The sequence below is a fragment of the Streptomyces resistomycificus genome, assembly GCF_001514265.1.
GTDB lineage: Bacteria > Actinomycetota > Actinomycetes > Streptomycetales > Streptomycetaceae > Streptomyces > Streptomyces resistomycificus.
On sequence record NZ_KQ948992.1, the window covers coordinates 201,331 to 214,933 of the forward strand.

The following is a 13,603-nucleotide window of genomic DNA, read 5'->3' on the forward strand; positions in this document are numbered from 1 at the left end:
GGATCAGGCGTCGGCGTTCTTCAGCTTGAAGTTCCACACGCCCTTGTACACCTTGCTGACCGTGGTGTCGGACTTGTCCTGCTCGACGATGCTGATGTTCAGCTCCTTCGGCGCGGCCTGGCCCTGCTGGTCGGCGAAGAGGTCGACGCCCTCGAAGTAGTAGTACGTCTTCTTGGAGGGGTTGGTGACCTGCTGGCCGTTGATCCACATGGCCCAGCCGGTCTCGGCGATCTTCGGGTCGACACCGATGCGCAGCGTCTCGCTCTGCGGCACCTCGATCGTGTGGGAGGCCTTCTTCAGGGTGCACTTGGTGGCCTCGGCCTTGCCGAGGTCCTTGCCGTCCTCGTAGCACTGGGCCTCGGTGCTCACCGACTCGTCGCCGATCGTCACGGTGGCACGGGGCGTCGGCTTGTCGCAGGCCGACAGAACGAGCAGTCCGGCGGAAACGGCACCGGCGACAGCGACGGCGCGGCGGCGTCGCACTACGGATTGCAGCGTGGTCATGGCCGAAGGCTATCGGGCACGCCCACCCGTCCCCCTACGCGGGGGTGCGGCGTGCCGCGGGTTACGCCACCCTCGGCCGGGCGGGCCCGCTGTGCCGGGCCGAGCCGAGCAGCCCCTTGACGGTGGTCAGCCAGCCGACGGCGACGATCGAGGCGCCCACGAAGAGGCCCAGGGTGCCGTTGAGCGGCATCACGATGCCGACCGCGCCGCCGAACACCCAGGACACCTGGAGGATCGTCTCGGAGCGCGCGAAGGCCGACGTGCGCACCTGTTCCGGCACGTCCCGCTGGATCAGCGCGTCCAGCGACAGCTTGCCCAGGGCCTGCGCGAAACCGGCCACCGCCGCCAGGCAGGCCACCAGGAACGCGCCGAAGAAGATCGCGGCCGTGATCGCCGCGCCCACCACACACGCCACCACCGTCACGATGATGATCTCCGGCTTCTTCGACTTGAGCCCCGCCCCGACCGCCGTACCGAGCGCGTTGCCGGTGCCGGCCGCCGCGATCACTATCCCGAGGGACACCGCGGCGCTCTCCCCGGTCAGTGGATGCTCCCGCAGCAGGAAGGCGAGGAAGAAGATCAGGAAGCCGGACAGGCAGCGCAGCGAGGCGTTGGCGCCGAGGGCGTGGGTGACGCCGATGCCGACCGTGCGCAGCCCCGGCCGCTTGACCTGCTTGCGGTGCGGTCCGTGCAGGTGCTCCTCGTCCGCGGCCAGCAGCGCCACGTCCTCGCCCTTGGCCGAGTCGACCTTGGAGGGCAGGGAGAACGACAGGAACGTGCCCGCCACGAAGATCACGAAGGCGCCGTACAGCGGCCAGCTCGGCCCGATCGACTGGAGCCCCGCCGCGATCGGCGCGGCGACACCGGTCGCCAGCAGCCCGCCCAGGGTGACCCGCGAGTTGGCCTTCACCAGGGAGAACCGGGGTGGCAGCAGGCGGGGCACCACGGCACTTCTGACGACCCCGTACGCCTTCGAGGCGACCAGGACGCCCAGTGCGGCCGGATAGAGCTCCAGGCTGCCGCTGGCGACCGCACCGGAGAGGATCAGCGCGAGCAGCGCCCGGGCCAGCATCGCGCCCGCCATCGCCGCCCGGCGGCCGTGCGGCAGACGGTCCAGGAGCGGGCCGATCACCGGGGCGAGGACCGTGAAGGGCGCCATGGTGATCGCGAGGTAGAGCGCGACGCGGCCGCGGGCCTCGTCGGTGGGGACGGAGAAGAACACGGTGGACGCGAGGGCGACCGTGATCATCACATCCCCGGCGCCGTTCACACCGTGCAGCTCGATCAGTTTGCCGAGTCCCGACTCACCCGCCCCGTGCGCGTGCGTCGCCTTGCGGATACCGCGTGCGGGACCCGTCACCGGCAGGTGCAGGGCACGGCCGACCGCGCGGAGAGGCCCGCCCGCCCGGCCCGACCCGCTGCCCGTCCTGCTCCCCTTGATCCCTTTGGACCCACCGATCCCGGTGGCACCTTGGGATGACTTCGCGGCTGCCACCCCGTCATAGTGCCCCGAGAAAGCCGTGTGTAGTGCGGTTACCGCGCGTATGGCCGTGCACTTCTGAAAGGGAACAGACCCGTCGGTGTAGGCCAAGCGCACGCGAACAGGTAGCGTGCGTATCTCAGCCATCCCGCAGAATGGATGGAGTAGGTGCGCCCGAGCGTGAGCGGGCGCGGACGTTGACGCGGTCCTCGGGTCCGCTCCGTCCGCCTCGCCGCCGACAGGCAGACGCACCAGAGAGACGGCGTAGGAGAGAAGCGATACCTGTGAGCGCAGCGACCACGCGAAGCCGCACCCCCGACCGCCTGTGCGCCGAGGCGGTCGACCTCGCCCGCACCGCCGCCGAGGAGGCCGCCGCGCCCGGCGTGGTCGGCGAGCACTCGGGGCTGGTGTCCGAGGGCGACCGTGTCGTCACCCACTTCTTCGAGTGCAAGGAGCTCGGCTACCGGGGCTGGCGCTGGGCCGTCACGGTCGCCCGCGCCTCCCGCGCCAAGTTCGTCACCCTCGACGAGGTGGTCCTGCTGCCGGGGCCTGACGCCCTCCTCGCCCCCGAGTGGGTCCCCTGGAGCGAGCGCCTGCGGCCGGGCGACATGGGGCCGGGTGACCTCCTGCCGACCGACGCCGAGGACCTCCGCCTGGAGCCCGGCTACTCCGGTGAGGACGAACCGCTGCCGAGCTCACCCGTCTCCACGGAGATGGCCGAGCTGGTCGAGGCCGAGGACGCCGACGTCACCCCGGGCGCCCCGGCCCACCTGCCCGTCGCACCGGCCCGTGGTTCCATCGCCGCGGTCGCCGAGGAACTCGGCATGCGCCGGGCGCGCGTCCTGTCCCGCTACGGGCTGCACATCGCCGCCGACCGCTGGGAGGAGTCGTACGGCGCGAAGACCCCGATGGCCCAGGCCGCGCCCGCGGCCTGCGTCAGCTGCGGCTTCCTCGTGCCGATCGGCGGCTCGCTCGGTCAGGCCTTCGGCATCTGCGCGAACGAGTTCGCCCCGGCCGACGGCCGCCTGGTGTCCCTCTCCTACGGCTGCGGAGGCCACTCCGAGGCAGCGGTCATGCCGACGCCGCCCCGTCCGGCTCCACCGGTGATCGACGAGACGACGGTCGACCCCTTCCCGCTGCGACCGGCCCGGGACTCGGGGTCGGTGCCGGACGTCTCCGACGAGGACGCGGCCGAGCTGGGGCATTCCTAGGGACGTGCGGTGAGGCCGGTGGTGCCCAGGGGAGCACTGCCGGTACGACGTTCAGTCCCGGTGCCCGGTCCCTGCCGGCCGGCCGTTCTCGTCCCACTCCCGAACGGCGGCAGGACTCCGGGCTGACGCGGGCACCGCCCGGACACTCCTCGACTCCGCCCGGGAACGGCCGACCTCGATACGGCGGTCGCCGGGGCGAGGTCGATCCGCGCTCGGCGTCGTCCCGCGTCACGGGGGAACCCGCCGCCCCAGGCGCGGTTCGGCAGTTGGCCGGGGCGTGGCCGCCGGACGGCGCGCGCAGCCCCGCCCCGCTGAGCGGTACCTTCATCGTCACGCCGATGAGGAGAGTCAACGTGAGTAAGTTCGTGCGGCCCGCGGCCGAGGGGGCGGACCCCTTCGGGACCGCCCGTCTCAGGCGAGGCGTCATGGATGCCTGGGCGACCAGCCCGGCCCGTTTCCGCGAGGACGCCAACGCCGAGGAGGATCTGGTCCTCGGCGGGTACCGGGACCGGCTCGTCGTGGAGCTCGCGCAGAACGCCGCGGACGCCGCCGCCCGCGCCGGCGTTCCCGGGCGGCTGCGGCTCACCCTCCGCGACGGTGTCCTCGTCGCCGCCAACACCGGCGCCCCGCTCGACGCGGCGGGCGTGGAGTCCCTGGCCACGCTGCGGGCCTCGGCCAAGCGGGACAACGAGCAGACCATCGGCCGTTTCGGCGTCGGTTTCGCCGCCGTTCTCTCCGTCACCGACGAGCCCGCGGTCGTCGGCCGGCACGGTGGTGTCCGCTGGTCGCTCGGTGAGGCCCGGGTGCTTGCGGCCGACGTGGCCCGGCACAGTCCGGGGCTGGGCGACGAGATCCGCAGGCGCGACGGCCACGTGCCGCTGCTGCGGCTGCCGTTCGCCGCCGAGGGCACGGCCCCCGACCCGTACGACACGGCGGTCATCCTGCCGCTGCGCGACCCGGCCGCCGCCGACCTCGCCGAGCGCCTCCTCGCCGCCGTGGACGACGCCCTGCTCCTGGCCCTGCCCGGGCTGGAGGAGGTCGTGATCGAGACCGAGGAGACCCGCACCCTGCGTCGCCGAGCCGACGGCGACTTCACCGTCGTGGAGGACTCGCGGGACGGTACGACCCGTTGGCGTACGGCTGTCGCGCACGGGCCGCTCGCCGCGGAGCTGCTCGCCGACCGGCCCGTCGAGGAGCGGCTGCGGCCGTACTGGACCGTCACCTGGGCCGTGCCCGTGGACGGAGACGGCACGCCCGCCCGCCCCCGCACCGCGCCCTACGTGCACGCCCCCACGCCCAGCGACGAGTCCCTGGGCGTGCCCGCCCTGCTCATCGCGTCGTTCCCGCTGGACACCACCCGTCGGCACGCGGCGCCCGGCCCGCTCACCGAGTTCGTCGTGCAGCGCGCCGCCGACGCGTACGCCGGACTCCTCGCCGACTGGCGCCCGGTGACCGCCGGCATCATCGACCTGGTGCCCGGACCGCTCGGCAAGGGCGAGCTGGACGGGGTGCTGCGGCAGGCCATCCTCGAGCGGCTGCCGCGTACGTCCTTCCTGCCGCCCGCCGTGGAACCCCCCGCTTCCGAAGCGTCGGAAAAGGCCGAGGAGTTCGACGGGGCGGAAGGCGACGGTCTGCCCGTGTCGCTCCGGCCCCGCGACGCCGAGGTCGTCGAGGGCGCCGGCTCCGAGACCGTCCGGGTCCTCGCCGAGGTGCTCCCCACCCTTCTCCCCGCCGGGCTGGAACGCCGCGTCGAGCTGCGGACGCTGGGTGTCGCCCGGGTCGCGCTGACCGACGCCGTGGACCGGCTGGCGGGGCTGGAGAAGGAGCCGGACTGGTGGCGGCGGCTGTACGACAGCCTGGCCGGGGTCGATCCGGACCGCCTGTCCGGGCTGCCCGTACCGCTCGCCGACGGACGGACGACGATCGGGCCCCGGCAGGTGCTGCTGCCCACCGCCGACGACGCCCGTATCGACCCCGAGGTGCTCGCCCGGCTCGGCCTCAAGGTCGCCCACCCGGACGCCGCCCACCCCCTGTTGGAGAAGCTCGGCGCCCTGCCGGCGACCCCGCGCGCGGTGCTGACGACCCCGCAGGTGCGGGCCGCGGTGGCCGCCTCCCTCGACGACGAGGGCGGACTGGACTGGGAGCAGGACACGCCGGACGCGGAGGAGCTCGCCGACACCGTCCTCGCGCTCGTCCGCGACGCCGGCCTGGAGCCCGGTGACGAGCCCTGGCTCGGCTGCCTCGCGCTGCCCGACGAGGACGGGGAACCGACTCCAGCGGGCGAACTCGTCCTCCCCGGCAGCCCCTTCCACCAGGTCATGCGCGAGGACGAACTGGCCTCCGTCGACCCCGAACTGGCCGACAAGTGGGGCGAGCAGCCGCTCGCCGCCTGTGGCGTCCTCGCCAACTTCGCCCTGGTCCGCGCCACCGACGTGGTCCTCGACCCGGACGAACTGGAGCCCCGCGACGGCGACTTCGCCGAGCCGGACGACGCCGGGCTGCTCGACGCCGTCGACGTGTGGTGCGAGGACATCCTCGACCGCTTCCCGGACACGCCGGTGCCGCCGGTGGCCACCGAGCTGGTCGCCGTACGCGACCTGGACCTCGTGGACGAGGACAAGTGGCCGCAGGCCCTGGCCCTGTTGTCGAAGCCACCGCTGCGTGACGCGCTGGTCCAGCAGGTGCGGATCCTGCTGCCCGACGGCACCCACGAGGTCGTACGGCCCTACACCGCCTGGTGGTTGCGCGGGAACCCGGTGCTCGACGGGCGCCGGCCCGCCGGCCTGCTGGCCTCCGGCGGCGACCCGCTGCTGCGCGGGCTGTACGAGGAGGCCGACGCGACCGGCTTCGACGACGAACAGGTGCTGCGGGCGCTCGGCGTACGGACGTCCGTGGCCGCGCTCCTCGACGAGCCGGGCGGCGCCGCCGAACTCCTCGACCGGCTCGCCGACCCGGACCGGGAGGTCACGGGTGCCCAACTGCACGCCCTGTACGGGGCGCTGGCCGATCTGGATCCCGAGCAGGTGACCCTGCCGGACGAGCTGCGGGCCGTGGTCGACGGGCGGGTCGAGGTGGTGGACGCGGCCGACGCGGTGGTCGTCGACTCACCCGACCTGCTGCCCTTCACCGAGGGCGTCGCCCTGCTGCCCGTACGGCCCGCGCGGGCCGCCGAGCTGGCCGAGCTGTTCCAGGTGCGGCGGCTGAGCGAGTCCGTCACCGGTCAGGTCGACTCCGAGGGCACCGAACACGACGTACCGGAGCCGGTGCGGGTGCTGCTCGGGGCCGGGACCCCCCGGACCTACGTCGAACACGAGGAACTCTTCGTCGACGGCGTGGAGATCGACTGGCGCCTGACCAACGACGGCGTCCTGCACGCCGCGACCCTGGAGGGCGTCGCCGCGGGCCTCGCCTGGGCGGCGGGGCAGTGGCCCCGGCGGTTCGAGGTGGCGGCGCTGCTGGAGGATCCGTCGCGGACGGGGGAGCTGGCGCGGGATCGCTGGTTCGACTGATGCGGTGACATGGCATGACGGCGGGGCCGTCCGGCAGGACGGCCCCGCCGTCATGCCATCAGTCCGCCGTGGGGTCCAGGAAGTAGTCGTACTTCTCCAGATCGAGCGTGATACCGGTCAGCTGCAGGATGCGCTCGGCGTGCTCCCGCGTCAGGGGCACATCGCCGATGAGCTCGGTCGGTGGAATCCCCACGAGGTCCGAGAAGGCGTCTGCGCCGACCGAGGTGACGTCAATGGACGACTCGAGGAAGTCCTCGTCCTTCGGGAAGCGGGAGATGGCGAATCTCATGGGGGCACCTTCCGGGCAGGATCAGCGGGAGCGCTGGTTCGGCTGAGGCGGCGCGAGGGGGTTCTTCGAATTTCTCGCACATTTTTCTTACCAGGCGTACAACCATTCCCATGTGTCACGGATCTGATCACCTGAGTCAACAGACTCCCTGATCACTTGGGCCCCGTGCGACGACGAGCCGTAGGAACGACCACTGCCGGGGCCCCTCTCTCCACATGGAGAACACATGCGTATTCGTGCCACCGTTGCCGCCGTCTCCGGCGCCCTCGCCCTCTCCGCCGTGGCCGTGCCGGCCGCGCAGGCGGGCGACAGCCCGTCGTACAGCAAGGCCGATGTCCAGAAGGCCGTCCAGGCCGTGCAGTCGGCGTCCGGCAAGAGCGCCTTCGCCGCCGCCGCCGAGGGCGAGCCGTACGCGCTCGACCTGTCCTTCTCCGGCGTGAAGATCAACAATGGCAAGCCGATCGTGGCGGGCATCGCCAACCAGGTGACCGTGCCGGTGACGTACACGGTCACGCACGCGGCGGACATCGACCTGGACGCCTCCGACTTCCTGATGGACGTCGAGATCTACCGCGGCGCCTCCTACGCCGAGGTGGACAAGACGCTCTTCGGGGACGACTGGCCGACCTGCACGGCGACTTCGTCGACCACCGCCACCTGCAAGGGCACCATCGACGTCTACCCGGACTTCGAGCTGGTCAACGCGGACGCGGGCACCTGGAAGGCCGGCGGCTACGCCATCGACCTGAACGGTGAGGACCCGACCTCCGAGGACGTCGACTGGAGCAAGGTCGGTTACGCCGAGCAGGACGGCCTGGGCAGCACCAAGCTCCAGCGCTACTCCAAGCTGACGGTCAACGCCTCGCCGGAGCCGGTGACGAAGGGCAAGACCATCACGGTGACGGGCAAGCTGTCCCGCGCCAACTGGGAGACCCACAAGTACGCGGGTTACGCGACCCAGTCGGTGAAGCTGCAGTTCCGTAAGAAGACCTCCAGCACCTACACCACGGTCAAGACCATCAAGTCGAACTCCACGGGCAACCTGAGCACGACGGTCACGGCCTCCGCCGACGGTTACTTCCGCTACAGCTTCGCGGGTACGACCACCACCCCGGCGGTCAACGCCGCGGGTGACTTCGTCGACGTGCGATAAGCGGCAGGGCTGAGCACGGCTCAGTACGGTTGAACGCCGGCTTCGGGGCTTCCCGGGGCCGGCGTTCGGCTTTCCCCATGTAGATGTCAAACATTGCCTACGTACGGACAAAATCAGGATCGACCCGTACAACCAGGCACATGCGTCGCGGATCTGATCGCGTGAGTCAACAGACTCCTAGATCACTTCTCCCCCTGGGGAACGCACATGCGCATACGTGCCACCGTGGCCGCCGTCACCGGCGCCCTGGCTCTCTCCGCCTTCGTCGTGCCGGCCGCACAGGCCGCCGACGCCCCGTCCGGCAAGGCAGCCTTCAGCGCCGCCACCGCCGACGGGACCGCGTCCGCCGCAGCGACGCTCGACGTCACCTTCTCCAACATGAAGGTCAACAACGGCAAGAACATCGTCGTCGGCACCACCAATGTCGTCAGCGTCCCGGTGACCTACACCCTGACGCACCCCGTCGGCATGGACACCAGCGAGGACAACTTCGCCAGCGGGCCGCTCATCTACCGCGGTTCCTCGGTGACCTCCCCGAGCAACGAGATCATCAGCGACGACCCGGCGACCTGCACCACCGCGTCGTCGACCACCCTCAACTGCTCGGGCACCATCTACATCCGCCCGGCCGACGGCGACCTGACCAACGCCGACGCCGGCACCTGGAACGCGGGCGGCCTCGCCATCAACAGCGCCGGCGACACCAAGACCCAGGGCGGCCTCGGCGCCACCAAGGTCCAGCGCTACTCCAAGCTGACGGTCAACGCCGGCCCGGAGCCGGTCGCCAAGGGCAGGACCGTGACCTCCACGGGCAAGCTGTCCCGCGCCAACTGGGACGACAACGCGTACCACGGCTACACCGTCCAGCCGGTGAAGCTGCAGTTCCGCAAGGCCGGCACCAGCACGTACACCACGGTCAAGACGGTGAACTCGGACTCCTACGGCAACGTGAAGGCCACCGCCACCGCCCAGTACGACGGGTACTGGCGCTTCAGCTTCGCGGGCACCACGACGACGCCGGCGGTCAACGCCACCGGTGACTACGTCGACGTGAAGTAGTCCCCAGCCGGCTCAGGCCGGGAAGCGGCGGTCGACCACCCTCCACACCACCTCCAGGGCGACCGCCGCCACCCCCGCGATGCCGACCGCGATCCACGGCATCGTCACCCCGACCAGCTTCAGCGCGAAGAAGTCCTGCAGCCAGGGCACCACCAGCACCAGCAGGAACCCGGCGCCCATCGCCGCCACCAGCGCGATCCGCCACCAGGTGTAGGGGCGGGCGATGATCGCCAGCACCCACATCGAGACCAGGAACAGCGTCAGCGTCGCGGCACTGGTCTCGGCGTCCAGCGCACCGCTGCCCGTGTAGTGGTGCCGGGCGATCAGGTACGTCGTGAAGGTCGCCGTCGCGGCCACCACCCCGCCGGGGATCGAGTACCGCATGACCCGCCGTACGAAGTGGGGCCGCGCGCGTTCCTTGTTGGGCGCCAGCGCGAGGAAGAAGGCCGGGACGCCGATGGTGAGGGTGGACAGCAGGGTCAGGTGGCGGGGCAGGAACGGGTACTCCACCTGCCAGCACACCACCAGGACCGCCAGCAGCACCGAGTAGACCGTCTTCACCAGGAACAGGGTCGCGACCCGCGTGATGTTGCCGATGACCCGCCGGCCCTCCGCGACCACCGAGGGCAGCGTCGCGAAACTGTTGTTGAGCAGCACGATCTGCGCGACCGCCCGGGTCGCCTCGGAACCCGAGCCCATCGCCACACCGATGTCGGCGTCCTTCAGGGCCAGGACGTCGTTCACACCGTCGCCGGTCATCGCGACGGTGTGCCCGTGCGACTGCAGGGCGCCCACCATGTCGCGCTTCTGCTGCGGGGTGACCCGCCCGAACACCGTGCCGCCGTCGAGCGCCCTGGCCATGCCGTCCTGCTCGGCGGGCAGCCGGCGGGCGTCGACGGTGGTGCCGGTCAGCCCCAGCTTGCTCGCGACCGCGCCCACCGACACCGCGTTGTCCCCGGAGATGACCTTGGCGCGGACGTCCTGCTCGGCGAAGTAGCGCAGCGTGTCGGCCGCGTCCGGCCGCAGTCGCTGCTCCAGCACGACCAGGGCGGTGGGCAGGGCGCCCCGGCCCACCTCGGGGTCGTCCAGGTCACGGACGGTCCGGGCCAGCAGCAGCACCCGAAGGCCCTGTTCGTTGAGCCGCTCGGTCTCGGCGAGGGCGGGGTCGTCGGGAGCCAGGAGCACGTCGGGGGCGCCCAGCAGCCAGGTGCTGGTCTCGCCGTTCCCCTCGTTGAAGGAGGCGCCGCTGTACTTGCGGGCCGAGGAGAAGGGCAGCGACTCGGTGCAGTGCCAGTTCTCCAGGTCCGGGTAGGCGTCGATGATCGCCTGGAGGGAGGCGTTGGGGCGCGGGTCGGACTCGCCGAGCGCGCCGAGCACGTCGCGTACGTACGACTCGTCGGCGCCCTGGAGGGGGCGAAGCTCGGTGACGTCCATGCCGCCCTCGGTGAGGGTGCCCGTCTTGTCGAGGCAGACCGTGTCGACGCGGGCGAGTCCCTCGATGGCGGGGAGTTCCTGGACCAGGCACTGTTTTCGGCCAAGTCGGATGACGCCGATGGCGAAGGCGACGGAGGTGAGCAGGACCAGGCCCTCCGGGACCATCGGCACGATGCCGCCGACGGTGCGCGCTACGGAGTCCTTGAGATCGTTGTCCTTGACGAAGAGCTGGCTGATGATCAGGCCGATCGCGGTCGGGACCATCATCCACGTCACGTACTTGAGGATCGTGGAGATGCCGGAGCGCAGCTCGGAGTGGACCAGGGTGAACCGGGAGGCCTCCTCGGCGAGCTGGACGGCGTAGGCCTCGCGGCCGACCTTGGTCGCCCTGAAGGCACCGCCGCCGGCGACGACGAAGCTGCCGGACATGACCTGGTCGCCGGGTCGTTTGACGACCGGGTCGGCCTCGCCGGTGAGCAGCGACTCGTCGATCTCCAGCCCGTCGGTCTCCACGCACACGCCGTCGACCACGGCCTTGTCGCCTGGCCCGATCTCCATGACGTCATCCAGCACGATGTCGCTGGTGGCGACCTCGGAGGCGACCCCGTCCCGGCGCACGGTGGGCCGGGCCTCCCCGATCACGGCCAGCGAGTCCAGCGTCTTCTTCGCCCGCCACTCCTGGATGATGCCGATGCCGGTGTTGGCGAGGATCACGAAGCCGAACAGGCTGTCCTGGATCGGTGCGACGATCAGCATGATCACCCAGAGCACGCCGATGATCGCGTTGAACCGGGTGAAGACGTTCGCGCGGACGATCTCGACGGTGGACCGGCTGCTGCGCACCGGCACGTCGTTGACCTGCCCGCGCGCGACCCGCTCGGCGACCTCGGCCGCGGTCAGCCCGCTCGCCGCGACCGGAAGGGTCGTCGGGTGCACCGGATCCAGGTCGGCGCCCGCGTCGATGTGCGTCATGCATTCGACGGTACGTGCGGATTTGCGGCTTCACCCGCCGAGTGCGCGGAAGATCCGACCAGGGGATGAGAGGGGGCGAGGACGAGTGATGCCGTAGTACTACGGGGTCCTGGTCACTCGGCGGCAGGGGTGGACGCGTCCTCGGCCGCCGCCGCCCTCCTGATCGCCGCCTCGCGCCTGCGGACGTACCAGATGCCGATCAGGCCGAGGCCCGTTCCGGCCAGGCAGGTCCACACCCACCAGGTGTGGCCGTGGTCGTCGAACCAGCCGTAGAAGGGGAGCTGCACGAGGAAGAGGACGAACCAGAGGATCGTGCCGCCAACGACGGTGGGGACGATGGGGCCCTCCAGGGGCTCCGGCGCCTCGTGCTCGGGGGTCCACTTCTGCATGGGGACAGCTTACGAGGCGATCGGTTCTACGCGCGGAGATGGCGTCAACACGGTCATATGTTCATACTGAAACGGTTTGTGTCCGACCACTTCTCTTCGTATGAAACGCCAAAGGCGCCTGGGGGAAAGCCGCTGGTGATGAGGTTCCGCATGCCCACCTCGGCCCCTGCCAAGGTTCCCGCGCCCCAGCCGCCGGGCGGTACGCCCGCCCAGGGTGCCCTCGACCGCTTCTTCAGGATCTCCGAGCGCGGCAGCACGCTGCCCAGGGAGATCCGGGGCGGCTTCGCCACCTTCTTCGCGATGGCCTACATCATCGTGCTGAACCCGATCATTCTCGGCAGCGCGAAGGACATGTACGGGCACCAGCTCGACAACGGCCAGCTCGTCACGGCCACGGCCGTGACAGCCGCGTTCACCACGCTGCTGATGGGTGTCGTCGGCAACGTGCCGATCGCCCTCGCCGCCGGTCTGGGTGTGAACTCGGTTGTCGCGCTCCAGCTCGCTCCCCGGATGTCCTGGCCGGACGCGATGGGCATGGTCGTCCTGGCCGGCTTCATCGTCATGCTGCTGGTGGCCACGGGTCTGCGCGAGCGCGTCATGAACGCCGTGCCCTTCGGCCTGCGCAAGGCCATCTCCATCGGTATCGGCCTGTTCATCATGCTGATCGGGCTCGTCGACTCCGGCTTCGTCTCCCGGATCCCGGACGTCGCCCAGACCACCGTCCCGCTCCAGCTCGGCGCCGACGGGCACCTCAACGGCTGGCCGGTGCTCGTCTTCACCCTCGGCGCGCTGCTGACCCTGGCCCTCATCGTCCGCAAGGTGCCCGGCGCGATCCTCATCTCGATCGTCACGATGACGGTCCTCGCGGTGATCATCAACGCCGTCGCCACGATCCCCACCTGGGGTCTGACCACCCCGAAGTGGCCCGGCAACCCCGTCGCCACCCCCGACTTCGGCCTGATCGGCGAGGTCAGCCTCTTCGGCGGCTTCTCCAAGGTCGGCGTGCTGACCGGCATCCTGTTCGTCTTCACCGTGCTGCTGTCGTGCTTCTTCGACGCGATGGGCACGATCATGGGCGTCAGCGACGAGGCCAAGCTGACCGACGCGCAGGGCCAGATGCCCGGCATCAACAAGGTCCTCTTCGTCGACGGTCTCGCCGTCGCCGCGGGCGGCGCCAGCTCGTCCTCCGCCACCACCGCCTTCGTGGAGTCCACGGCCGGCGTCGGCGAGGGTGCCCGCACCGGTTTCGCGAACGTCGTCACCGGCGGCCTCTTCACCGTGGCGCTGTTCCTCACGCCGGTCGCCACGATGGTCCCGTCCCAGGCGGCCACCCCGGCCCTGCTCGCGGTCGGCTTCCTGATCCTGGCCGGCTCGGTCAGGGAGATCGACTGGGCCGACCACACCATCGCCGTCCCGGCCTTCGTCACGATGGTGATGATGCCGTTCACCTACTCGATCACCAACGGCATCGGCATGGGCTTCATCACCTTCGTGGTGCTGCGCCTGGCGGCCGGCCGGAGCAGGGAGATCCCGGCCGCGATGTACGTCGTGTCAGCCGTGTTCGCCTTCTACTACCTGATGCCGGCGCTGGGGCTGACCTGAG

At 70.9% G+C, this 13,603-nt stretch carries 10 protein-coding genes; 5 read left to right on the forward strand and 5 right to left on the reverse strand.

The annotated features are described in order from the left end of the window. Window positions 1-3 precede the first annotated feature (3 nt). Both AQJ84_RS19170 and AQJ84_RS19175 read right to left on the reverse strand, forming a co-directional pair. Entirely contained in the window at window positions 4-504 is a 501-nt protein-coding gene (locus tag AQJ84_RS19170; protein ID WP_030043588.1) for a hypothetical protein, read from the reverse strand. 61 nt (window positions 505-565) lie between these two features. Continuing rightward, window positions 566-1,999 carry an MFS transporter gene (locus AQJ84_RS19175; protein ID WP_030043589.1) on the reverse strand — a complete coding sequence of 478 codons (1,434 nt, stop codon included), beginning with the start codon at window positions 1,997-1,999 and terminating at the stop codon, window positions 566-568. A gap of 269 nt (window positions 2,000-2,268) precedes the next feature. Here AQJ84_RS19175 and AQJ84_RS19180 point away from each other — a divergent pair, with 269 nt between their 5' ends. Both AQJ84_RS19180 and AQJ84_RS19185 read left to right on the forward strand, forming a co-directional pair. Continuing rightward, window positions 2,269-3,195 carry a DUF3027 domain-containing protein gene (locus AQJ84_RS19180; protein ID WP_030043590.1) on the forward strand — a complete coding sequence of 309 codons (927 nt, stop codon included), beginning with the start codon at window positions 2,269-2,271 and terminating at the stop codon, window positions 3,193-3,195. A gap of 353 nt (window positions 3,196-3,548) precedes the next feature. Then, window positions 3,549-6,704, forward strand: a complete 3,156-nt coding sequence (locus tag AQJ84_RS19185) for a sacsin N-terminal ATP-binding-like domain-containing protein (RefSeq protein WP_053191867.1) — start codon at window positions 3,549-3,551, stop codon at window positions 6,702-6,704. Window positions 6,705-6,762: 58 nt separating this feature from the next. On the opposite strand, the gene AQJ84_RS19190 is transcribed toward AQJ84_RS19185, so the two are convergent. Continuing rightward, complete coding sequence (locus AQJ84_RS19190; RefSeq protein WP_030043593.1) at window positions 6,763-6,993, reverse strand: DUF7683 domain-containing protein; 231 nt, start codon at window positions 6,991-6,993, stop codon at window positions 6,763-6,765. Window positions 6,994-7,219: 226 nt separating this feature from the next. Between AQJ84_RS19190 and AQJ84_RS19195 the strand changes: the two genes are divergently transcribed. Together AQJ84_RS19195 and AQJ84_RS19200 are read left to right on the forward strand one after the other, a co-directional pair. Beyond that, window positions 7,220-8,146, forward strand: a complete 927-nt coding sequence (locus AQJ84_RS19195) for a hypothetical protein (RefSeq protein WP_030043594.1) — start codon at window positions 7,220-7,222, stop codon at window positions 8,144-8,146. A gap of 207 nt (window positions 8,147-8,353) precedes the next feature. Then, window positions 8,354-9,205, forward strand: coding sequence for a hypothetical protein (locus AQJ84_RS19200; protein WP_030043595.1), 852 nt, complete (start codon window positions 8,354-8,356; stop codon window positions 9,203-9,205). Between the two features lie 12 nt (window positions 9,206-9,217). On the opposite strand, the gene AQJ84_RS19205 is transcribed toward AQJ84_RS19200, so the two are convergent. Beyond that, the gene (locus tag AQJ84_RS19205) at window positions 9,218-11,611 is read right to left on the reverse strand and encodes a cation-translocating P-type ATPase (RefSeq protein ID WP_030043596.1); all 2,394 of its coding nucleotides are present in this window, start codon (window positions 11,609-11,611) and stop codon (window positions 9,218-9,220) included. 113 nt (window positions 11,612-11,724) lie between these two features. Beyond that, the gene (locus AQJ84_RS19210) at window positions 11,725-12,000 is read right to left on the reverse strand and encodes a DUF2530 domain-containing protein (RefSeq protein ID WP_030043597.1); all 276 of its coding nucleotides are present in this window, start codon (window positions 11,998-12,000) and stop codon (window positions 11,725-11,727) included. Window positions 12,001-12,150: 150 nt separating this feature from the next. On the opposite strand from AQJ84_RS19210, the gene AQJ84_RS19215 reads away from it, so the two are divergent. After that, window positions 12,151-13,602, forward strand: coding sequence for an NCS2 family permease (locus AQJ84_RS19215; protein ID WP_030043598.1), 1,452 nt, complete (start codon window positions 12,151-12,153; stop codon window positions 13,600-13,602). The last annotated feature ends 1 nt before the right edge of the window (window position 13,603 follow it).